This window comes from Streptomyces sp. M92 (genome assembly GCF_028473745.1).
GTDB lineage: Bacteria > Actinomycetota > Actinomycetes > Streptomycetales > Streptomycetaceae > Streptomyces.
The window spans coordinates 1,585,854-1,606,746 of record NZ_CP101137.1 but is presented as its reverse complement, the minus strand read 5'-3'; the positions used below and the strand labels follow the sequence as shown (position 1 = coordinate 1,606,746).

Below are 20,893 nucleotides of genomic sequence, written 5' to 3'. Positions count from 1 at the left end.
AGTGTCGGTGCCATGCGAACCGACACCTCTCCCGGCTCCCTGCCGGCGCGGGAGCACCTCCCGGCCGCAGGAGCCGGTACGCCTGTCCTGGACGTGGTGGTCCCCGTCCACAACGAGGAGAAAGACCTCCGGCCGTGCGTCCTGAGACTGCACGACCACCTCACGCGGACCTTCCCGTACGGCTTCCGCATCACGGTCGCGGACAACGCCTCCACCGACGCCACCGCACACATGGCCGCCGGGCTCGCGGCGGAGCTGCCGGAGGTCACGTCCCGCCGCCTGGAGCAGAAGGGGCGGGGCCGGGCCCTGCGCACCGTCTGGTCGGCCTCGGACGCCCCCGTCCTCGCCTACATGGACGTCGACCTCTCCACCGACCTGAACGCCCTGCTGCCGCTGGTGGCGCCGCTGATCTCCGGCCACTCGGACCTGGCGATCGGCTCCCGCCTCACCCCCGGCTCACGCGTGGTGCGCGGCGCCAAACGGGAGTTCGTCTCCCGCTCCTACAACCTCATCCTGCGCGGCTCCCTCCAGGCCCGCTTCTCCGACGCCCAGTGCGGCTTCAAGGCGATCCGCCGGGACGTCGCCCAGGCGCTGCTGCCGCTGGTGGAGGACACCGGCTGGTTCTTCGACACCGAGATGCTGGTGCTCGCCGAACGCGCCGGGTGCCGCATCCACGAGGTGCCGGTCGACTGGGTCGACGACCCCGACTCGACCGTGCGCATCGTGAAGACGGCGACCGACGACCTCAAGGGCGTCTGGCGGGTCGGCAAGGCACTGGCCACCGGTTCGCTGCCGCTGGACCGGCTGGCGCGGCCGTTCGGCGACGACCCGCGCGACCGGGAACTGGCCGGCGTACCGCGGGGCCTGGCCCGGCAGCTCGTCGGCTTCTGCGTCGTCGGCGCCCTGTCCACCCTCGGCTACCTGCTGCTCTACAGCGGCTTCCGCCTCTTCGCCGGTTCGCAGCTCGCCAACGCGCTCGCCCTGCTGGTCTCGGCGGTCGCCAACACCGCCGCCAACCGGCGGCTGACCTTCCGTGTGCGGGGACGGGGCGGTGCCGTGCGGCACCAGGCGCAGGGACTGGTGGTGTTCGGCATCGGTCTCGTGCTGACCAGCGGTTCGCTCGCCGCCCTGAACGCGGCGACCGCCGACCCCGGCCACTCCACGGAACTGACGGTGCTGATCGCCGCCAACCTCGCGGCCACCGTGCTGCGCTTCCTGCTCTTCCGCGCCTGGGTGTTCGCCGACACGGCACCTCCGGCGACCGGGCCGGGGGACGGGACCGACTTGGGGGACGCACGATGACGACCCAGCACGCCCTGCGAAGAGTCCAGCGGAGGGTCCTGCGGCGCGGCATGTGGCGCGGCATGTGGCGGGGCCGTCCCGAGGACCCCCGATGGGTGCGCCCGGCCTTCCTCGGCCTGCTGCTCGCCACAGCGCTGCTGTACCTGTACAACCTGAGCGCCTCCGGCTACGCCAACTCCTTCTACTCGGCGGCCGTGCAGGCGGGCAGCCAGTCCTGGAAGGCGTTCTTCTTCGGCTCGCTCGACGCGGGCAACGCCATCACCGTCGACAAGCCCCCGGCCGCGCTGTGGCCGATGGCGCTGGCGGTCCGGGTCTTCGGGCTCGGCTCCTGGTCGATCCTCGTCCCCGAGGTGCTGATGGGCGTCGCGACGGTCGCCGTCGTGTATGCGGCCGTGCGCCGCCGGTTCAGCCCCGCGGCCGGGCTGATCGCCGGTACGGTGCTGGCCCTGACGCCCGTCGCCGCGCTGATGTTCCGCTTCAACAACCCGGACGCGCTCCTCGCGCTGCTGATGTCCGCGGCCTGCTACCTCGTCGTCCGCGCGCTGGAGGACGGCCGGACCAAGTGGCTGGTGTGGGCCGGCGCCGCGATCGGGCTCGCCTTCCTGACGAAGACCCTCCAGGCGTTCCTCATCCTGCCCGCCCTCGCCCTCGTCCACGGCGTCTGCGCGCCGGTGCGGCCGGTGAAGCGGCTCGGGCAGCTCGCGCTCGCCACCCTCGCCGTCGTCGTCTCCGGCGGCTGGTGGGTGGCGGTCGTGGAACTGTGGCCGGCGTCGTCCCGCCCGTACGTCGGCGGCTCGCAGAACAACAGTTTCCTGGAGCTGACCTTCGGCTACAACGGCCTGGGCCGGCTCAACGGGGAGGAGACGGGCAGCGTCGGCGGCGGCGGTGGCCCCGGCGGCGGCAGCGGCGGACAGTGGGGCGAGACCGGCTGGGACAGGATGTTCAACTCCGAGATCGGCGGCCAGATCTCCTGGCTGCTCCCGGCGGCCCTGATCCTGCTGGCCGCGGCGCTGGTCGCGCTGCGCCGCGCCGGCCGTACCGACGCCGCCCGGGCGTCCCTCCTGGTCTGGGGCGGCTCGCTGCTGACGACCATGGCCGTCTTCAGCTACATGGCGGGCATCTTCCACCAGTACTACACGGTCGCCCTCGCGCCGTACCTCGCCGCGGTGGTCGGCATCGGCGCGGCCACGCTGTGGGAGCGACGCGAGCGGGCCTGGGCGTCCCTCGCGCTGGCCGCCGCGGCCACGGCGACCGCGGCCTGGGGGTACGTGCTCCTCGACCGCACGCCCGACTACCTGCCCTGGCTGAAGTGGCCGGTCCTCGTCGGAGGCCTGGTCGCCGCGCTCGGGCTGGTCTTCGCCGGGCGGCTGGGGCGGCGGGCGGCGCTCGCGGCGGCGGGGCTGGGGATCGTGACGTCGCTGGCCGCGCCGACCGCGTACACGCTGAGCACCGTGCAGGAGGGGCACAGCGGCTCCATCGTCACGGCCGGACCGTCCGGCGCGAGCATGATGGGCGCCGGGGGGCCTCCGGGCGGTGGGCGGGGCGGCGGTGGTCGCGGTGGCGAGGGCTTCCCCGATGGCGGGGGCTTCCCGGGTGGCGGGGGCTTCCCGGGCGGCGCACCGGGCCAGAACGGCCGGACGCCCCCGAACGGTCGGACAGCCCCCGGCGGCCAGAACGGCGGCCAGAACGGCGGCGAGGCCGGCCCCGGCGCGGGTGGAGGTGGCGGCATGGGCGTGGGCGGCCTGCTCAACGGCGCCCAGGTCGGCACCGAGGCGAAGGAGCTGCTGGAGACCGATGCCGACGACTACACCTGGGTGGCCGCCGCGATCGGCTCCCAGAACGCGGCGAGCCACCAGCTCGCCACCGGAGAGCCCGTGATGGCGATCGGCGGCTTCAACGGCACGGACCCGTCGCCGACCCTCGAGCGGTTCAAGGAGTACGTCGCGGACGGCAGGATCCACTACTTCATCGGCGGCGGAACGGGAGGCGGCATGGGCGGCGACTCCGGCAGCTCGTCGCAGATCGCTTCCTGGGTCGAGGCCAACTTCGAGGAGGTCACCGTCGGTTCGGCCACCTTCTACGACCTGACCCGACCGACCTCCTGACCAGGTGGGGAATCACTTTGCTGTACAGCGTATAGGGACCCCTATACGCTGTACAGCATGACAGCGCCCTCCCCCGAGCAGGAACAGGGTCCCGGCCGCGCGCCGACCGCGTCCCCCGTCCAGGGCCACCCGCAGCGCTGGCTGATCCTCGGTGTCATCAGCCTCGCCCAGCTGACGGTGGTGCTGGACAACACCGTGCTGAACGTGGCCATCCCCTCCCTCACCGACGAGCTGGGCGCGGCCACCTCCGACATCCAGTGGATGATCAACGCCTACTCGCTGGTGCAGTCCGGCCTGCTGCTCACCGCGGGCAGCGCCGCCGACCGCTACGGCCGCAAGAAGATGCTGACCGCGGGCCTGGCCCTGTTCGGACTGGGCTCACTGGCGGCGGGCCTCGCGGACAGCACCGGCCAGCTGATCGCGGCCCGCGCCGGGATGGGCGTCGGCGGCGCGCTGCTGCTGACCACCACCCTGGCCGTGGTCATGCAGATCTTCGCGCCCGAGGAGCACCCCAAGGCGATCGGCATCTGGAGCGCGGTGAGCGCGCTGGGCTTCGCCTGCGGGCCGCTGATCGGCGGTTTCGTGCTGGACCACTTCTGGTGGGGCGCGATCTTCCTGATCAACCTGCCGGTCGTGGCGCTGGGCCTGGTCGCGGTCGTGACCCTGGTGCCGGAGTCGAAGAACCGCCAGGGCGACCGCCCCGACCTGCTGGGCGCCCTGCTCTCCACGATCGGCATGGCCGCGCTGGTCTACGCGATCATCTCCGGCCCCGAGCACGGCTGGACCTCCGGCCGGGTACTGGCCACGGCGGCCGTCGCGGTCGGTGTGCTCGCGCTCTTCGCGTACTGGGAGAGCCGCATCCCGTATCCCATGCTCGACCTGGCCTTCTTCCGCAACCAGCGGTTCACGGGCGCGGTCGCCGGGCTGATGCTGATCACCTTCGGTATGGGCGGCGCGCTCTTCCTGCTCACCCAGCACCTGCAGTTCGTGCTCGGGTACGACCCGCTGGAGGCGGGGCTGGCGACCGCGCCGCTGGCGGCGACGGTGGTGGTCCTGAACTTCTCCGGCATCGCGGCCAAGTGGCTGGTCAAGCTCGGTACGCCGGTGGCGGTCATGCTGAGCATGGTGCTGATGTCGGCGGGCCTGGTGGCCATCGCCACGCTGACCGGCGCGGGCTATCCGGGCACGCTGCTGGGGCTGCTGCTGATCGGCGTGGGGTGCGCGCTCGGCAACCCGGCCATGGCGCACGCCATCATGAGCTCGATCCCGCCGGCCAAGGCGGGCGTCGGCGCGGGGATCAACGGGACGCTCGCGGAGTTCGGCAACGGGCTGGGCGTGGCCGTGCTGGGCGCGGTGCTGAACTCGCGGTTCGCGGCGCTGGTGCCGGTCGCGGCGGCGTCGTTGCCCGCGGCGCTGGCCTCGGCGGAGGGGGAGGCGGAGCGGGAGCGGGTCGTCGACGCGTTCTCCTCCGGGCTGGAGAGCAGTCAGTTGGTGGGGGCGGTGGCCGTGCTGGCCGGCGGGGCGGTGGCGTCGGTGTTGTTGAGCCGGGCGGAACGGGCAGACTCGGAGACTGCGGGCGCCTGAGAGCTCGGGTGGTTTCTGCCCTTGTGCGGCTGCGGGCCGCGGGTGGTTGATCGCGCCCACACGGCGGAGCCGTACGTTGACGCCGTCCCGCGCCCCTTGTGGGGCGCCGATCCGGGCCGGCGTGTGAGGAGTCGAGGAGAGGTGCGTATGGCGAAGGCGGGCCGGGGGGCGCGGGCCAGTGTGTGGCTGGTGGACGAGGGGCGGCGCGGGGGACGGCGTGGCGGTCAGCCGTCGGGGCTGGACCGGGAGCGGATCACCGAGGCCACGGTGCGGCTGCTGGACGCCGAGGGGCTGGCCAGGTTCTCCATGCGCCGCCTGGCCGCCGAGCTGAACGTCACCGCCATGTCCGTCTACTGGTACGTCGACACCAAGGACGAGCTGCTCGAACTCGCCCTGGACGCGGTCTTCGGCGAGCTGCGCCGCCCCGGCCCGGAGGCCGAGGGGGACTGGCGCGAGCAGTTGCGCGCACTGGCCCGGGAGAACCGGTCCCTGCTGGTGCGCCACCCGTGGATGTCCCAGCTGACCGGTACCTACCTCAACATCGGGCCGCACTCGATGGAGTTCTCCCGTGCGGTGCAGGGCGTGATGCGGCGCAGCGGACTGCCCGCCCACCGGCTGACCGGGGGGATCGCGGCCGTCTTCCAGTTCGTGTACGGCTACGGCACCATCGAGGGGCATCTCTTCGCCCGGGCGGCCGACACCGGGATGAGCCCGGACGAGTACTTCCAGGACTCCATGAGCGCGGTGGTCGAGTCGTCGGACACCGCCCCGGACGTCGTCGCGGAGTCCCGGGCCATCATGTCGGCCCGCGGCGGTGAGACGGTCGACGAGATGCTGGACCGGGACTTCGAGTTCGCGCTGGACCTGCTGGTGGCGGGCATCGAGGCGATGGTCGAACGGGGCTGACCCGCCCCCCCCCGGGCGCACGGGGGCGGCCCGCCCGACGTCAGCCACCCGACGTCAGCCGTCCGACGCCAGCCGCGCCGGGAAGCCCCCCGTGGCCACCGGCCCCCACTTCTCCGGCGTCACCCGGATGAGCGACTTGCCCTGCGCCACCATGGCCCGCCGGTACTCGTCCCAGTCGGGGTGCTCGCCGGCGATGTTGCGGTAGTACTCCACGAGCGGCTCGACCGAGTCGGGGCTGTCGACGACCTCCGCCGTGCCGTCGACCTGGACCCAGGGGCCGTTCCACTCGTCGCTGAGCACGATGACGCTGACCCGCGGATCGCGGTGCGCGTTGCGGGTCTTGGCCCGCTCGGGGTACGTGGAGACCACGATCCGGCCCGAGTCGTCGACCCCGCAGGTCAGCGGCGACCCCTGCGGGCTGCCGTCGGACCGGCGGGTCAGCAGGATCGCCCGGTGCCGGGGGCGTACGAAGTCCAGCAACTCGGCCAGGGAGACACGGGTGTTCGTCGCGATGTTCGGTGCCATGCCGTCACCCTAGAGGCTGTCACAGGCTGTCACTCCTGGGCCGCGCTCCCGCTTCCGGGCCCGCTCGCCGCACCGCTCTCCTGGCGCAGCGCCTCCGCGAGGTTGTCGTACACCGGCACGTCCCGGCGCAGCCCGGACAGCTCCAGGACCCGGCTCGGCACGCCCTTCGGGGCGGCCACCACCCGCAGCCGGGCGCGGCCGGGCAGACGGCGGCGCACCTCGTCGAGGAGGCGTACGCCCTGGGAGTCCATGAAGCGGGTCGCCGTCAGGTCCAGGACGAGGACGCGCAGGCCGGCCGAGTGGTGTTCCACGGCGGTCATGATCAGGGGGAGCAGCCCCGTGCCGTTGCAGAAGTCGATGTCCGGGGGCAGCGCGAGTACGGCGCAGCCGGGTGGATCACACGGGTCGCAGGGGCGGGGGCGTAAGGGCACGGCATTCACCTTGCAGACGTACGTCCGGCTTCCGGCAAGGCCGCTTCCTGACCCGTGCCCCATTCCATCACGCCGCCGAGTCGAGGGGGAAGGTGCCTGCTCGCTCCGTCGACCGGGCGTCACCGGAACGCAACCGAGCAGCTAGAGTGCTGTCCGTCCTGTGCTCGCAGTCAGGAATGTGCTGCGGAGCTCTCCTGCGCACGGCCACCGGGTCGTGCACGCCGAAGAGGTTCGTGGTGGCTGCGTCCGAATTTACTGATTTGCCGCGTTTTCCGGTGGGCTTCGAGCTGGCCGAGGCCCTGACGTCGGCGGCTCGGCAGCTGCATGGGACGGGCTCCCCGGACGACACCCTGAGCACCGCGGTCCAACTGGCCGTGCGCCTGCTGCCCGGCGCCGAGCACGCGGGCATCTCGGAGATCCAGCGCGGCCGGCTGCGCACCCTCGCCTGGACCGACGAGGCCGTACGCTTCGACGCCGACTCCCGGCAGGGGAGCCGCGAACCGCACCCGGACTGGGACCGCCTGTGGACCACCCCCGTGGTCCGGACGGACGACAGCGAGGCCGACGGCGAGGGGAACGCCCTCCGCGCCCGCGGCCTGCGTTCCGCCCTGTCGCTGCGGCTGCGCGCCGACCGGCGCCGCCTGACCGTGCTGACGGCCTACGCCCGCAAACCGCAGGCCTTCGACGAGGACGCCGCCCGCGTCGGCCGCCTGTTCACCGCGCACGTCTCCCTCGCCCTGGACTCGGCGACCGTGCGGGCACAGCTCACCGAGGCCATGCGCACCCGGGACCTGATCGGCCAGGCCACCGGCATCCTCATGGAGCGCCTGGACATCGACGCGGCCGGCGCCTTCGACTCCCTGGTGAAGGCCTCCCAGCGGGAGAACGTGAAACTGCGCGACCTCGCCCGCCGCATCGTCGACGCGAACAGCGGTGCGGGCGGCCGAGGCGTGGCGGAACGATGACGGGATATCCGTACGTGCATGACCTCGCAGACCTCTGACCCGCTCGACCAGGCGATAGCGCGCAGCCAGGGTCTCGACACGCTGCTGCGCGACCTGACCGACCGCGCCGTCGGCCAGGTCCCCGGCGCCGCGGCCTGTTCGGTCACCGTGCGCCGCGCCGACCGGCTGCTGACCCTGGCGGGGAGTTCCGGGCTGCCCGGCGGCCTGGACCTCAGGCAGTACGAGAACGGTTCGGGTCCGTGCGTGGACGCCGCCGAGACGGACAGCCCCCGGTACTCCCCCGACCTGGCCGCGGAGACCCGCTGGCCCGCGTACACCGAGTACGCGCTGGCCACCGGGGTGCGCTGTGTGCTGGCGCTGCCGATGGCCGTCGAGGGCGAGACGGGCGCCGCGCTCAACTTCTACGGCATGGAGCCCGATTCGCTGGGCCGGGGACGCGAAGCGGCCCGCACCTTCGCGGAGCGGGCCGCCGACGCGGTCAACGAGGCCCTGCGCCTGGAGCGGCAGCGGGCCTCGGCGGCCGACGTGCGCACCGCGCTGCTCTCCCGCAGCGTCATCGACCAGGCGGTCGGCATCCTCATGGCCCGGGAGCGTATCGACGCCCACCGGGCCCTGGCGCGGCTGCGCCGTGCCTCGCAGCACCGGAACGTCAAGCTCCGGGACCTGTGCGGCGAGCTGGTGGCCCAGACGGCCGGCGGCGCCTCACACGGCCGGCAGTGACTCCCCCTGGACCGCCTGGATGTCCAGCTCGACCCTGAGGGTCGTGCCGATGGCGGCGATGCCGGCCTGGAGGACCTGGTTGTAGTTCATGGCGAAGTCCTCGCGCCGCAGCTCCGTGGTGGCGCGGAACGCCGCCCGGGTGCCGCCCCACGGGTCGGCGCCGGTGCCCAGGTAGGCGAGGTCCAGGTCGACCGGGCGGACCACGCCGTGCAGGCCCAGCTCGCCGTGGACGGTCCAGTGGTCGGGGCCGGCCTCGGTCACGCCGGTGGAGCGGTAGGTGATCTCCGGGTACCGCTCGGTGTCCAGGAAGTCGGCGGAGCGCAGATGGGTGTCGCGCATGCCGTTGCCGGTGTCGACGGAGGCCGCCCGGATCACCGCCTCGACCCTGGACTTGGTCACGTCGTCCGGCGCGATGTCGACCGTGCCGGCGAACTCCGTGAACCGGCCGTGCACGCTGGAGATGCCCAGGTGCTGGGCGACCGCGGCGACGCTGGAGTGCGCCGGGTCGATGGTCCACGGTCCCGGCGGCGGCAGCTCGGTGCCGCCCTGGCGGGCCAGCGTCACGGTGCCGACCTCGGCCCGGCCGCTCGCGGTGACGATCGCGCTGGACGCGGCCGGCGCGTAGCCGACGGCGGTGACGATCACGGTGTACGCCCCCGGCGCCAGCGCGGTGGTGTCCCGCACGGCGCCCTCGGTGTCCGCCTCGGCGCGCAGCACCTGCGTGCCGGTCATGTCGGTCACCGTGACGACCGCGTGCGACACGGCCCATCCGTCCCGCGTTCGGATCCTCGCGGTCAGTCCCATCCCGTTTTCTCCCTGCAAAGGCTCAGAAAGTGGTCGTGAAGAAGCCGGCCCGTGGCGGGCGGGCGCGCCTCCGCTCAGAGCGCGCACGCCACCACGGGCCGGGGACTCGCTACTCGCCGGGGTGGGCGAGCTCGATGTCGTGGCCGTCGGCACCCGGGCCGGCGACCGTCAGGGACGTGGCCACCGGCGGGTAGCCGGTCGCGATCACGGTGTACTCACCGGCGTCCAGGTCGGTGAAGGCGTACGCCCCGTCCGCGCCGGTCGTGGCCGTGCCGACCACGTTGCCCGCCGCGTCGACCAGCGTGACGCGGGCGTCGGCCAGCGGACCGTGCGGAGCCCGCACGACGCCCTGGACCCGCGCCCCGGCCTGGAGGTCGACCTCCACGCGGGTGACACCGGTGCCGCCCACCTCCAGGGGCAGGGCGCGCGGCCGGTAGCCGGCGGCGTTGACCGCGACGGTCACCGTGCCCGGCACCAGCTCGGTGAAGGCGAACTCGCCCGCCTCGCCGGTGGCGGCGGTGGCCAGCAGGTCACCGCGCACATCGGTCACGATCACCCTCGCGTCCTTGACCGGCAACCCGCTCTCCACGGCGCGCACCAGGCCGGTGAGCCCGCTGGTGCCGCTGAGCAGGATGTCGTAGGCGACCGGCTCGTCGTTGACGACGATCGTCGACGCCTGCGGCTGGAAACCGTCGGCGGAGGCGATCAGGACGTACGAGCCCGCGCCCGGCGCGTCCACGGCGTAGGAACCGTCGGCCTGGGCGACCGAGCGGCCCAGCTGCCGGCCGCCCAGCGAGATCAGCGTGACCGCGGCCTGCGGGACCGGCGCGGCCTCGGCGCCGCGGACGAAGCCGCGGACCGCGATGCCGCCCGGGACGGGTGCCGGGGTCTCGCCGGCGCCGGCCGCCGCGGTGGCGACGGCGGCGAGCCGCTGGGTGGCCGCGGACTGCGTGCCGGAGTCGGCGACGGACGTGTCCGAGGTGGCCGGGGCGGCGGCCGTGACACCGGCCGGAACCGGCTCGGCGGCGACCCGGGTGGCCTCGGCCGGGGCCGGAGCGGCCGGGGAGGCCGTCTCGGCCGAGGCCTCCGCGGCCTGGGCGAGGGCGCCCGACGTACGCAGCGGGACCTCCTTGATGAACAGGGTCACGAGGAAGCCGAGGGCGGCGACCGGCGCGACGTACAGGAAGATGTCGGCGATGCCGTGCCCGTAGGCGCTCTCCAGCCACTCGCGGATGCCGGGGGGCAGCAGGTCCATGTCGGGGATGCCCCCGCCGGTGGCCTTGGCGGCGCCCGCCTGCTCCTCGGGGCTGAGCTGCCCGATGGTGTCCTGGGCGTAGTGGCTGATCCGGGACGACATGATCGAGCCGAGCACCGAGACGCCCACCGCGCCGCCGAGGGACCGGAAGAAGGTCACGACGGAGGAGGCGGCGCCCAGGTCCTGCGGGGCCACCTGGTTCTGCGTGCAGAGCACCAGGTTCTGCATCATCATGCCGACGCCGAGACCCATCAGCGCCATGAAGATCGCGATGTGCCAGTACGGGGTGTCGTAGCGCATGCCGCTCAGCAGGCCCAGGCCCGCCGTCAGCAGCACGCCGCCGGCCAGCAGCCAGCCCTTCCACTTGCCGGTCTTGGTGATGACCTGACCGGAGACGGTCGACGACACGAACAGGCCGCCGATCATCGGGATGGTCATGACGCCCGACATGGTCGGGGACTCACCGCGGGCCAGCTGGAAGTACTGGCTGAAGTAGACGGTGCCCGCGAACATCGCGATACCGACGAACAGCGAGGCCAGCGAGGCCAGGGTGATGGTGCGGTTGCGGAACAGGCGCAGTGGGATGATCGGCTCGCTGGCCTTGGACTCGACGAGCAGGAAGATCAGCGTGAGCACGATCGAGCCGCCGACCATGACTCCGGTCTGCCAGGACATCCAGGAGTACTTGTCGTCGGCGAAGGTGACCCAGACGAGCAGCAGGCAGACCGCGGCGGTGATGAAGAAGGCGCCGGCCCAGTCGACCTTGACCTTCCGCTTGGTCACCGGCAGGTGCAGGGTCTTCTGCAGCACGATCAGCGCGATGACCGCGAACGGCACGCCGACGTAGAGGCACCAGCGCCAGCCGAGCCAGCTGGTGTCGGTGATGACGCCGCCGAGCAGCGGGCCGCCGACGGTGGCGACGGCGAAGGTGGCGCCGAGGTAGCCGGAGTACCGGCCGCGCTCGCGCGGGGAGATCATCGCGGCCATGATGATCTGGGCCAGGGCGGACAGACCGCCGGCGCCCAGGCCCTGGATGGCACGCGCGGTGATGAGCATGCCCGCGTTCTGCGACAGGCCGGCCACGACGGAGCCGAGGACGAAGACGCAGAGGGCTATCTGGACCAGGGCCTTCTTGCTGACCAGGTCGGCGAGCTTGCCCCACAGCGGGGTGGAGGCGGTCATCGTCAGCAGCGAGGCGGTGACGACCCAGGTGTAGGCGCTCTGGCCGCCACCGAGGTCGCCCACGATCTCGGGCAGGGCGTTGGTGACGATGGTCGAGGACAGGATGGCGCAGAACATGCCGAGCAGGAGCCCGGACAGCGCTTCCATGATCTGCCGGTGCGACATCGGAGCGTCTCCGGCGGAGCCTCCCCCGTGCTTGGCATGAGCCCGCACACCGGCCGGTGTGGTCGTTGCCATGGACTTCCTTTGCTTACTTCGTGGTGGTCGCGGGTGTACGGGTGGTCTGTTCGACCTCGGGTGGTGCGGGGGGCCGGGCCGGCGCGGACCGGCAGTCGTCGAAGCTCGCCCTGAGCCTGGTCATCAGCCGGGTGAGCTGGCCGACCTCGTCGTCGCTCCAGTCGCTCAGGCGGTGGGCCAGCAGCTGGGTCGTCCGCTCCGACAGCTCGTCGAGCTGGGCCTGGCCCGCGGACGTCAGGCGCAGGATGCGCGAGCGCTTGTCCGCGGGGTCGGGGGAGCGTTCGATCCAGCCCCGGTCGGCGATGTGCGCGACGTGGCGGCTGGTCACCGACATGTCCACGGCCAGCAGCTCGGCGAGCTTGCTGATGCGCATGTCCCCGTGGCGGCCCAGCAGGGTCAGTACGGCGGCGGAACCGCCGGGGCAGTCGGCCGGCAGGATGCGGCCCATCTCCCGTTTGACGGCGCCGAAGGCGCTGAACTGTCGGATCAGCTCCTCGTACTGCGCCCTCTCGGCCATGCGCACCTCCCGCATTCGTTGCTTAGGGCAACCATAGAAGCGGTTGGTTGCTACAGGCAAACAAAAACGGTCATGCGGCCACAAAAAGTTGGCAAAGGCAAGTATTGCGAAAGTAAACGTGCAGGTGGCGGGTGGTGAGGTGCCTCAAGAGGGTTCGGCGGCCCCGCACTTGGGGCCCCACCGAGGATTCGCTAGTGTCTCGGCCCATGGCTAACAACCAGGGCACCCAGGGCCCGCAGGGCAACCACGACCCCGCCGGCAGCACCCAGATGTTCCGCGCGTTCGTCGACGACGCCCCCCAGTCCCGGCAGGCGGCCCCCGCCGCCTCCTCCGGCCCGCGCATCGGCCTGATCGTCGGCATCGTGGTCGCCGTGGCGGTCGTCGCGGCCGTGGCCTGGCTGGCGCTGGCGTAGCGCCGGAACGCGACCGGCCTCCGGGCGCGGGCGCGCATATGTGACGGCGACCGCCGCGGACCCCGAGGGAGCCGCGGCGGCCGCCGGAATGCCGAGGACCGGGCGTCAGTCCGAGATGAGCCCCTCGCGCAGCTGCGCCAGGGTGCGGGTCAGCAGCCGTGAGACGTGCATCTGCGAGATGCCGACCTCCTCGCCGATCTGCGACTGGGTCATGTTGGCGAAGAAGCGCAGCATGATGATCCGCCGCTCGCGGGGCGGCAGCTTGGCCAGCAGCGGCTTGAGGGACTCGCGGTACTCCACGCCCTCCAGCGCCGTGTCCTCGTAGCCCAGCCGGTCCGCGAGCGAGCCCTCGCCGCCGTCGTCCTCCGGGGCCGGGGAGTCCAGCGAGGAGGCGGTGTAGGCGTTGCCCACCGCGAGGCCGTCGACGACGTCCTCCTCGGAGACGCCCAGCACGGCGGCCAGCTCGCCCACGGTCGGGGAGCGGTCCAGCTTCTGGGAGAGCTCGTCGCTGGCCTTGGTCAGCGCCAGGCGCAGCTCCTGGAGCCGGCGCGGGACGCGCACCGACCACGAGGTGTCCCGGAAGAACCGCTTGATCTCGCCGACGACGGTCGGCATCGCGAAGGTCGGGAACTCCACCCCCCGCTCGCAGTCGAAGCGGTCGATCGCCTTGATCAGGCCGATGGTGCCGACCTGGACGATGTCCTCCATCGGCTCGTTGCGCGAGCGGAAGCGGGCCGCCGCGTAGCGCACCAGGGGGAGGTTGAGCTCGATCAGGGTGTCCCGGACGTAGGCACGCTCGGGGCTGTCCGTGTCGAGGGCGGCGAGCCGCAGGAACAGGGAGCGGGACAGGGTGCGGGTGTCGATGGCCTCCGGGGCCGCGAGGGCCTGGGCCGGCACGGCGTCGAGGGTCGGTACGGCTTCGGCGGCCTGACCCTCGTCGATGGGACCGACGGAGTCGATGGAGCCGACGGGGCCGAGCGCCTCGAGCGTGTCGGGCGCGGTCTCGCTCTCCGCGAGCGCGAGCACCTTCGAGCTGCCCTGTTCTGCGGACATGCCACCCCCTTTGGGTCGCGGGACGGTCGCGGCACACGCTCCCGGGACGGGAACGCAGCCTTCACCTGAATACCGGAGCCGGAGCTCCGGCAAACGCGTCTCCGGCAGAATGTCACATGTCGGCAACGCGCTGTAGTGACATGTCGACATCCGAGACGCGAATTCCCCCTGGAAACAGGGGGTCTGACGGGCTTTCGGCCCGATTCCGCCCGCAACCGCCCTGGTGAGTGATTCGCTCGCCCCGGTGACCGTTCGCTCGCGCCTTCGAATGCTTCCCGCGCTGTGGTGAGACTACGCCTCGATGCGGTTGGCGGACCTCAGCCGCTGGAAACTGCGCGCCAGCAACCGCGAGACGTGCATCTGCGAGACACCGAGCTCCGCGCTGATCTGCGACTGCGTCAGATTGCTGTAGTAGCGCAGCAGCAGGATCCGCTGCTCCCGCTCCGGGAGCTGGACCAGCAGGTGCCGCACCAGGTCGCGGTGCTCGACCCCGTCGAGGGCGGGGTCCTCGTAGCCGAGCCGGTCGAGCAGGCCGGGCAGCCCGTCGCCCTCCTGCGCGGCCTCCAGCGAGGTGGCGTGGTACGACCGCCCCGCCTCGATGCAGGACAGCACCTCCTCCTCGGTGATACGCAGCCGTTCGGCGATCTCGGCGGTGGTCGGGGAGCGCCCGAAGGCGGTCGTCAGGTCCTCGGTGGCGCTGTTGACCTGCACCCACAGCTCGTGCAGCCGGCGCGGTACGTGCACCGTGCGGACGTTGTCGCGGAAATACCGCTTGATCTCGCCGACGACGGTCGGCATCGCGAACGTCGGGAACTGCACGCCCCGTTCGGGGTCGAAGCGGTCGATGGCGTTGATGAGCCCGATCGTGCCGACCTGGACCACGTCCTCCATCGGCTCGTTGCGGGAGCGGAAACGGGCGGCGGCGTAGCGCACCAGAGGCAGGTTCGCCTCGATGAGCGCCGCGCGCACCCGGTCGTGCTCCGGTGAGCCCGGTGTGAGCCCCTTCAGCTGCCCGAAGAGCACCTGGGTCAGGGCCCGGGTGTCGGCACCCCGGCTGCGCTGCCGCGTGGTCTGCCGCGCGGGCGCCTCGGTGGCCTGGGCGGGCGGCGCGGGCGGTGCTTGAGGCGCAGTACTGGCCGGCACGGTCAACTCCACCTCGTGATCGTCAACTCTTCCGTCACTCATCCGTCAAAAGCGGTCATAGCATCACAAGACATGTGCACTGTGTGCAAGCACCTCATAACGTCGTGTTGAGTGAACGAACGCAGATCGGCCCCGCACCGATCAGGTGCGGGGCCGATCTGCGCGGCGCGGGGCCGGTGGCCCGAATCTCCGGCTCGGGTCGCTAGAACTCGTAGTCGGCGATCACCCAGGTGGCGAACTCCCGCCACAGCGCCACGCAGGCCTGGTGTGCGGGGTGTTCGAGGTACCGCTTGAGGGCGTCGGCGTCCTCGACCGCGGAGTTGATGGCGAAGTCGTAGGCGATGGGCCGGTCGCTGATGTTCCAGGCGCATTCCCAGAAACGCAGTTCCTCGATCCGGTCGCCGAGCGCGCGGAACGCCTCGACGCCCTCCACGACGCGCGGGTCGTCGCGCTCCACGCCGTCGTTGAGCTTGAACAGCACCAGGTGGCGGATCATCAGTTTCCTCCCTTGGCGGCCCAGGTCATGAAGTCGCCCACGGCGCCCGCCGCGTCGGAGATGCCCTGGAAGCCTATGAGAACGTAGTCGGCGGCAGTCTCCGGGTCGGTGATGATCACATACAGCACGAAGACAACGACTGCGTAGACGGCGATCTTCTTCGCGTTCACCGCCACCGCGGCCTCCCCTGTCCCTTGTCGCACGCCTTTCGATCGCACATGATCGCACGAAGGGCCCCGTCTTTCGACGGGGCCCTTCAGAAGCGGTAGCGGAGGGATTTGAACCCTCGGTGACTTGCGCCACACTCGCTTTCGAGGCGAGCTCCTTCGGCCGCTCGGACACGCTACCGAGACAGACCTTACAGCACAGTGCCGCATGGATCGAAATCGGTATGCGGGGCCGGTCAGCGGTCGCGGAAGAACTCGGTCAGCAGCCGCGCGCAGTCGTCCGCGAGAACGCCCTCGATCACCTCGGGACGGTGGTTGAGGCGCCGGTCGCGCACGACGTCCCAAAGGGAGCCGGCCGCGCCCGCCTTGTCGTCGCGGGCGCCGTAGACGACGCGGTCCACCCGGGACTGGACCAGCGCGCCCGCGCACATCGTGCACGGCTCCAGGGTGACGACGAGGGTGCACCCGGCCAGCCGCCACTCGCCGAGCGTCCGAGCCGCCCGGCGGATGGCGAGCACCTCGGCGTGGGCCGTGGGATCGCCGTCGGCCTCGCGCTCGTTGTGCCCGGCGGCCAGCACCGTCTGCCCGTCCGGTGCCAGCACGACGGCACCGACGGGCACGTCACCGCCGAGCGCGGCCCGCCCGGCCTCGGCCAGGGCGAGCCGCATCGCCGCCCGCCACGGGTCGCGCACCGGGTCGGGCGGCGCGGAACGTTCCGCCGGTTGTTCTCCCACGTCCTGTCCGGTCAGCGCACGGTCTCCAGCACCTCGGAGGCGCCCAGCGCCTCGGCGATCTCGCCGACCGCGTCGCCGGCCATCGAGCGCAGCTCCTTCTCGCTCACGCCCAGGTCGTCCAGGACCTCGGCGTCACCGACCGGCCCGTGCGGCACGGCCTCTCCGGCACCGGCGGCCGCGTCACCGCCGTCGGTACCGTCCTCGTCGTCCTCGGACTCACCGTCCTCCGTGCCGTCGAGGTCGAGGGCGTCGAGGTCGTCGCCGTCGTCACCGGGCTCCCGGCCCAGCAGTTCGTCGGTGAGCAGGATCTCGCCGTAGCTGCTGCGGGCCGCGGCGGCGGCGTCCGACACGTAGATACGGGGGTCCTCCTCGCCGTCCACCCGGACGACTCCGAACCACGCGTCCTCCTGCTCGATCAGCACGAGCACCGTGTCCTCGTCGGGAGAGGCCTCCCGGGCCAGGTCGGCCAGATCCGACAGGGTCTCCACATCGTCGAGCTCAGTGTCGCTCGCTACCCATCCCTCTTCGGTGCGCGCGAGCAGTGCGGCGAAGTACACCGTGACTCTCCCACTGGTCATAGGCGTGCCGGTTGGGGGTCCCCCCGGCGGAGGCTGCGGGCGGGGGAGCGGTGCTCCGAGCCCCACCCACTCGGAATCGTGGCAGAAACAAGGCCGTCAGGGGACGCCTTCGGCGCCCTGTCTCCGGCAGTTTCGCCCGGAAACCAGACTCGTCGCCACCACGTGCGGATCGTACGCGGGTTTCCCCCGCCACCCGCGTACTCCCGTCGCGCCAACACCGGCGCGGCGCGCGATCTTCCCCCGCCGGGCGGTGGAACTACCAGCGGAAGGTACGCATGCGCATCGCGTGGCGCAGCCGGGCGGCCTTGGCGCGGCGCGGCTGCACGCGGTCCCGTAGCTCCCGGGCCTCCGCCAGGTCCCGCAGGAACTGGGCCCGCCGCCGTCGCCGGGCCGCCTCCCGGTCCGGTTCCGTGCTCCGCTCAGCCCCGCTCCCGGCCCCCGGCTGCTCGCCGGGGGACGGAGCGTCGTGGAAGTCCCGGTCAGGCACAGTCTCACCACCCAGCGTCAGTCCCTCCCACCTTCCCCCGACCGGGCGGTTTGACTCCAGCGAGCGAGTGAAGCGTCCGCCCGGGAGCCCGGTTACTGTGGTGTTCATGCGTCTCCACGTCGTCGACCACCCCCTGGTCGCCCACAAGCTCACCACGCTGCGCGACCAGCGCACCGACTCCGCGACCTTCCGCCGCCTCGCCGACGAGCTGGTCACCCTGCTCGCCTACGAGGCCACGCGCGACGTGCGCACCGAACAGGTCGACATCCACACGCCGGTCGCGCAGACCACCGGCGTCAAGCTCTCCCACCCGCGCCCGCTGGTGGTGCCGATCCTGCGGGCCGGTCTCGGCATGCTGGACGGCATGGTCCGGCTGCTGCCGACCGCCGAGGTCGGCTTCCTGGGCATGGTGCGCAACGAGGAGACGCTCCAGGCCTCCACCTACGCCACCCGCATGCCGGACGACCTCTCCGGACGCCAGGTGTACGTCCTGGACCCGATGCTGGCCACGGGCGGCACCCTGGTCGCGTCGATCCAGGAGCTGATCAAGCGCGGCGCGGACGACGTGACGGCCGTGGTGCTGCTCGCCGCTCCCGAGGGCGTCGAACTGATGGAGCGCGAGCTGGCGGGCACCCCGGTGACGGTCGTGACGGCCTCGGTCGACGAGCGCCTGAACGAACTGGGCTACATCGTGCCGGGCCTCGGCGACGCGGGCGACCGCATGTACGGCGCGGCCGAATAAGCCGTACGTCCGTCAGCAGCCCTTCTTCTCCGCGGTGGGCGTCGGCTGCGGCGCGGCCAGTGCGGTCAGTGCCGTGTCGGCGTCCGCGGGCTTCGCCAGCCCCTTGAAGCCGTCGCCGATCATCAGGTCGACCTCGGCGCCCTCGCGCGCCGCGTCGGTTTGGCGTTCGGCGCCGGGCAGCTGGGTGCCGAGCACGGCCAGTGAAGTCTTCAGGGAGGCGGGGGGCCCGAGCAGGATCCCCGCACCCTTGATCTTCTTGTCGTACTCCTTGGGCGCGTTGCTCACCTCGCCGACCCGGAAACCGCGCTTCTTCAGCTCGTCGGCGGTCTTCTGGGCGAGGCCGGTGAGGGTCGTGGCGTTGAGTACGTTGACGGTCACCTGAGCCGGCTTCGGCAGCTTCACCGCCGCGGGCGCGGCGCTCGCCTTCGTGCCCGTGGTCGGGCAGTCCGCGGCGGCACCGGCCGCGTTGGCCTTGTCTCCGCCGGTGAAGACGTCGATCAGCTGGAGCGTGCCCCAGCCGAGCACGCCGAGAACGGTGACGCAGGCGACCGCGACGACCGCGAGCCTGCCGCGTCGCCGGGCCGGTCGCATACGCGGGTACCGGTCCCCCGTGATCTTGTACTGGCCGCCCATGCCAGGGGGAGTGAGCATGCTCATGAACGCAGGGTAGTGCGCTCCGGCGGCGATGCCTATTAGATGATCAGTCGACGTTCCGGGACCCGGTGCGATGCAACCCGAACGGATCAAACCCGAACGTCACGGGGCCGGCCGGCCTCATCCGGGCTCAGTCGAGCTCGAGCACCCGCGCGTGCAGCACCTGGCGCTGTTGCAGAGCCGCGCGCACCGCGCGGTGCAGCCCGTCCTCCAGGTACAGGTCGCCCTGCCACTTCACGACGTGCGCGAAGAGGTCGCCGTAGAAGGTGGAGTCCTCGGCGAGGAGGGTCTCCAGGTCGAGCTGGCCCTTGGTCGTCACGAGCTGATCGAGGCGGACCGGGCGCGGCGCGACGTCCGCCCACTGCCGGGTGCTCTCCCGGCCGTGGTCGGGGTACGGCCGGCCGTTTCCGATGCGCTTGAAGATCACACGGAAAGCCTACCGGCCAAGTCGTCGCGGGCGCAGCCATGGCGGCGGAGTGCGGCGCTGGAAATGACGCCGTAAACATGGGCAAACGGGTCCGGGCGCCCCCGGGGCGGAGGTGGCCGGACCGCCTCCGCCCCGCTCGGCCGCCTCGGTCAGTCCCGCCTCCCCTCACGCGCGGACGGCCGGGGTTCGCTCGGGACCTGCGGCTTGCCGGTGCCGGGATGCGGAGTACGGCGGGCACCTTCGGCGCGCAGGAGGGCGCGCAGGACTGCGTAGGGGTCGTTGGGCATGGCTGTTTCCCTCGTTCCTCTTCCTGTTCCTGCCGTGGGACGGACGGACCGGACGAACGCCCGGCACCGGCCCTGTCAGCAGCGCAGGACCACGGAACGAGGGGTGGGCGGCGGCCCGGCAGCCACCGGGGGCGCGGAGGACCGCTGCCGCGGACCGGCCGTCGGCACCGGAGCCGCGCACGTGGGCGCCCCGCGCCGGACGCTCCGGGCCGGTGCGCGCGTGGCGGTGTCGAGATGGTCGTACTCGCCGACGCCCCCGCCGCTCGTGCCCGCCACCGGCGCGGGCGGCGCCGCCTGGCCCGTGACGTGGGCGCAGGGCAGGGCGAGGGCGAGCAGCAGAACGAGGACCCGCAGCCACGCACCACGACGCCCGGCGCGGAGGGTGGCGTACGGTGCGGGGCTCACGTCGGTTCGTGTCCCCGCCGGGCGACCCTCGCCCATCGCGCCGGTTCGAGAACCGCCCGCTCGGCGTAGCGGCGCGCCCCGTTCACAGCGTGCGCGGGACCTGACGGGCGCGCCGGCGCAGGCCCACGGCCGTGACGATCTCCACCACCCCGACGACGACCAGCCACCAGCCGCCGACCAGCATGAGCACCGCGGCCGACTCGACCGGCGAGTCGATCAGCACGATCCCGGCGACGACGGTGACGACGCCGAGGAAGACGTGCCAGCCGCGCGCCGGCATCGCGGGGTCGTGCACGGCGGCCACGATCTGTGTGACGCCGCGGAACAGCCAGCCGATGCCGATCCACAGCGCGAGCAGCAGCACCGACTGCAGGTGCCCGCGGAAGCAGAACAGGCCGAGCAGGATCGACACGGCACCGCTGATGAAGGCGAGGACCCGCAGCGAGGTCGTCCGGTGCGTGCCGAAGGCGGCGGCCAGCTGGAGGACGCCGCTGACGACGAGGTAGAGGCCGAAGAGCACTCCGGCGGCGAGCAGAGACGCGCCCGGCCAGACCAGGACGAGCACGCCCAGGACCAGGGAGGCGGCCCCGGTGAGCAGCACGGTCTGCCATGCGGTGCGGGACAGCAGGTGCAGTGGCCCCTCAAGGGCCGGCTCGGCTTCGTGCGCGCGCTCGCGCTCGCCCCGGCCGGCGGCCCGGGTGTGCACCCCGCGGTCGTCGTACGGCTGGCTACCGGGAGCGCCGCTCGGTGGCTCGGTCATGCTCCATGCTGGGA

General features: G+C 72.3%; 25 protein-coding genes and 1 tRNA gene. 8 read left to right on the top strand and 18 right to left on the bottom strand.

Features of this window, described 5'->3' with window-relative positions; translation table 11 throughout:
* The first annotated feature begins 12 nt into the window (after positions 1-12).
* From M6G08_RS07260 to M6G08_RS07245, 4 genes are all read left to right on the top strand, one after another.
* Positions 13-1,302: a bifunctional glycosyltransferase family 2/GtrA family protein gene (locus M6G08_RS07260; protein WP_272586352.1), complete on the top strand. Its 1,290-nt coding sequence runs from the start codon at positions 13-15 to the stop codon at positions 1,300-1,302.
* Complete coding sequence (locus M6G08_RS07255) at positions 1,299-3,407, top strand: ArnT family glycosyltransferase (RefSeq protein WP_443048751.1); 2,109 nt, start codon at positions 1,299-1,301, stop codon at positions 3,405-3,407. The genes M6G08_RS07260 and M6G08_RS07255 overlap by 4 nt, the downstream gene beginning before the upstream one ends.
* Before the next feature lie 57 nt (positions 3,408-3,464).
* Positions 3,465-4,991, top strand: coding sequence for an MFS transporter (locus M6G08_RS07250; protein ID WP_272586351.1), 1,527 nt, complete (start codon positions 3,465-3,467; stop codon positions 4,989-4,991).
* 147 nt (positions 4,992-5,138) lie between these two features.
* A complete protein-coding gene (locus tag M6G08_RS07245; RefSeq protein ID WP_272586350.1) occupies positions 5,139-5,897 on the top strand; it encodes a TetR/AcrR family transcriptional regulator in 759 nt (252 codons plus the stop codon).
* A 54-nt stretch (positions 5,898-5,951) separates the two neighbouring features.
* Here M6G08_RS07245 and M6G08_RS07240 read toward each other — a convergent pair whose 3' ends face one another.
* Together M6G08_RS07240 and M6G08_RS07235 are read right to left on the bottom strand one after the other, a co-directional pair.
* Positions 5,952-6,422: a PPOX class F420-dependent oxidoreductase gene (locus tag M6G08_RS07240; RefSeq protein WP_272586349.1), complete on the bottom strand. Its 471-nt coding sequence runs from the start codon at positions 6,420-6,422 to the stop codon at positions 5,952-5,954.
* 29 nt (positions 6,423-6,451) lie between these two features.
* On the bottom strand, positions 6,452-6,853 hold the full coding sequence (locus tag M6G08_RS07235; protein ID WP_272586348.1) for an STAS domain-containing protein: 402 nt from the start codon (positions 6,851-6,853) through the stop codon (positions 6,452-6,454).
* Between the two features lie 260 nt (positions 6,854-7,113).
* Here M6G08_RS07235 and M6G08_RS07230 point away from each other — a divergent pair, with 260 nt between their 5' ends.
* Entirely contained in the window at positions 7,114-7,818 is a 705-nt protein-coding gene (locus tag M6G08_RS07230) for an ANTAR domain-containing protein (RefSeq protein WP_272586347.1), read from the top strand.
* 18 nt (positions 7,819-7,836) lie between these two features.
* Positions 7,837-8,538, top strand: a complete 702-nt coding sequence (locus M6G08_RS07225) for a GAF and ANTAR domain-containing protein (protein WP_272586346.1) — start codon at positions 7,837-7,839, stop codon at positions 8,536-8,538.
* On the opposite strand, the gene M6G08_RS07220 is transcribed toward M6G08_RS07225, so the two are convergent.
* The 3 genes from M6G08_RS07220 to M6G08_RS07210 form a co-directional block, all read right to left on the bottom strand.
* Positions 8,521-9,342, bottom strand: coding sequence for a YceI family protein (locus M6G08_RS07220; protein WP_272586345.1), 822 nt, complete (start codon positions 9,340-9,342; stop codon positions 8,521-8,523). The genes M6G08_RS07225 and M6G08_RS07220 overlap by 18 nt on opposite strands.
* Before the next feature lie 109 nt (positions 9,343-9,451).
* Positions 9,452-11,944 carry an MFS transporter gene (locus M6G08_RS07215; protein WP_524540351.1) on the bottom strand — a complete coding sequence of 831 codons (2,493 nt, stop codon included), beginning with the start codon at positions 11,942-11,944 and terminating at the stop codon, positions 9,452-9,454.
* An 85-nt stretch (positions 11,945-12,029) separates the two neighbouring features.
* Positions 12,030-12,533 carry a MarR family winged helix-turn-helix transcriptional regulator gene (locus M6G08_RS07210; RefSeq protein WP_272586343.1) on the bottom strand — a complete coding sequence of 168 codons (504 nt, stop codon included), beginning with the start codon at positions 12,531-12,533 and terminating at the stop codon, positions 12,030-12,032.
* Positions 12,534-12,739: 206 nt separating this feature from the next.
* Here M6G08_RS07210 and M6G08_RS07205 point away from each other — a divergent pair, with 206 nt between their 5' ends.
* Positions 12,740-12,946 (top strand): hypothetical protein, encoded by a 207-nt coding sequence (locus tag M6G08_RS07205; protein WP_272586342.1) that lies wholly within the window; start codon positions 12,740-12,742, stop codon positions 12,944-12,946.
* Between the two features lie 105 nt (positions 12,947-13,051).
* Here M6G08_RS07205 and M6G08_RS07200 read toward each other — a convergent pair whose 3' ends face one another.
* From M6G08_RS07200 to M6G08_RS07165, 8 genes are all read right to left on the bottom strand, one after another.
* Positions 13,052-13,999 carry an RNA polymerase sigma factor SigF gene (locus M6G08_RS07200; protein WP_272586341.1) on the bottom strand — a complete coding sequence of 316 codons (948 nt, stop codon included), beginning with the start codon at positions 13,997-13,999 and terminating at the stop codon, positions 13,052-13,054.
* Between the two features lie 291 nt (positions 14,000-14,290).
* Positions 14,291-15,184 (bottom strand): RNA polymerase sigma factor SigF, encoded by an 894-nt coding sequence (locus tag M6G08_RS07195; protein WP_272586340.1) that lies wholly within the window; start codon positions 15,182-15,184, stop codon positions 14,291-14,293.
* 160 nt (positions 15,185-15,344) lie between these two features.
* Positions 15,345-15,638: a Dabb family protein gene (locus M6G08_RS07190; protein ID WP_272586339.1), complete on the bottom strand. Its 294-nt coding sequence runs from the start codon at positions 15,636-15,638 to the stop codon at positions 15,345-15,347.
* Positions 15,638-15,814 (bottom strand): hypothetical protein, encoded by a 177-nt coding sequence (locus tag M6G08_RS07185; protein WP_272586338.1) that lies wholly within the window; start codon positions 15,812-15,814, stop codon positions 15,638-15,640. Before M6G08_RS07185 ends, M6G08_RS07190 begins: the two co-directional genes overlap by 1 nt.
* Positions 15,815-15,901: 87 nt before the next feature.
* Positions 15,902-15,986: transfer RNA gene (locus M6G08_RS07180), tRNA-Ser, on the bottom strand.
* A gap of 55 nt (positions 15,987-16,041) precedes the next feature.
* Complete coding sequence (gene tadA / locus M6G08_RS07175; RefSeq protein WP_272591275.1) at positions 16,042-16,473, bottom strand: tRNA adenosine(34) deaminase TadA; 432 nt, start codon at positions 16,471-16,473, stop codon at positions 16,042-16,044.
* A gap of 77 nt (positions 16,474-16,550) precedes the next feature.
* Positions 16,551-17,096 (bottom strand): tRNA adenosine deaminase-associated protein, encoded by a 546-nt coding sequence (locus tag M6G08_RS07170; protein WP_073725898.1) that lies wholly within the window; start codon positions 17,094-17,096, stop codon positions 16,551-16,553.
* Positions 17,097-17,373: 277 nt separating this feature from the next.
* The gene (locus M6G08_RS07165) at positions 17,374-17,604 is read right to left on the bottom strand and encodes a hypothetical protein (protein WP_272586337.1); all 231 of its coding nucleotides are present in this window, start codon (positions 17,602-17,604) and stop codon (positions 17,374-17,376) included.
* Positions 17,605-17,710: 106 nt separating this feature from the next.
* On the opposite strand from M6G08_RS07165, the gene upp reads away from it, so the two are divergent.
* The gene (upp, locus tag M6G08_RS07160) at positions 17,711-18,346 is read left to right on the top strand and encodes a uracil phosphoribosyltransferase (RefSeq protein ID WP_029393037.1); all 636 of its coding nucleotides are present in this window, start codon (positions 17,711-17,713) and stop codon (positions 18,344-18,346) included.
* A 12-nt stretch (positions 18,347-18,358) separates the two neighbouring features.
* Here the strand turns inward: upp and M6G08_RS07155 are convergent, their stop codons facing one another.
* The 5 genes from M6G08_RS07155 to M6G08_RS07135 all read right to left on the bottom strand — a co-directional run bounded on the left by M6G08_RS07155 (position 18,359) and on the right by M6G08_RS07135 (position 20,879).
* A complete protein-coding gene (locus tag M6G08_RS07155; protein WP_272591274.1) occupies positions 18,359-18,979 on the bottom strand; it encodes a LytR C-terminal domain-containing protein in 621 nt (206 codons plus the stop codon).
* Between the two features lie 151 nt (positions 18,980-19,130).
* Complete coding sequence (locus M6G08_RS07150) at positions 19,131-19,427, bottom strand: type II toxin-antitoxin system VapB family antitoxin (protein ID WP_003999914.1); 297 nt, start codon at positions 19,425-19,427, stop codon at positions 19,131-19,133.
* Between the two features lie 149 nt (positions 19,428-19,576).
* Positions 19,577-19,714 carry a hypothetical protein gene (locus M6G08_RS07145; RefSeq protein WP_272586336.1) on the bottom strand — a complete coding sequence of 46 codons (138 nt, stop codon included), beginning with the start codon at positions 19,712-19,714 and terminating at the stop codon, positions 19,577-19,579.
* Between the two features lie 75 nt (positions 19,715-19,789).
* Positions 19,790-20,119 (bottom strand): hypothetical protein, encoded by a 330-nt coding sequence (locus M6G08_RS07140; protein ID WP_272586335.1) that lies wholly within the window; start codon positions 20,117-20,119, stop codon positions 19,790-19,792.
* An 82-nt stretch (positions 20,120-20,201) separates the two neighbouring features.
* Positions 20,202-20,879 carry an HdeD family acid-resistance protein gene (locus M6G08_RS07135; RefSeq protein ID WP_272586334.1) on the bottom strand — a complete coding sequence of 226 codons (678 nt, stop codon included), beginning with the start codon at positions 20,877-20,879 and terminating at the stop codon, positions 20,202-20,204.
* Positions 20,880-20,893 lie beyond the last annotated feature (14 nt).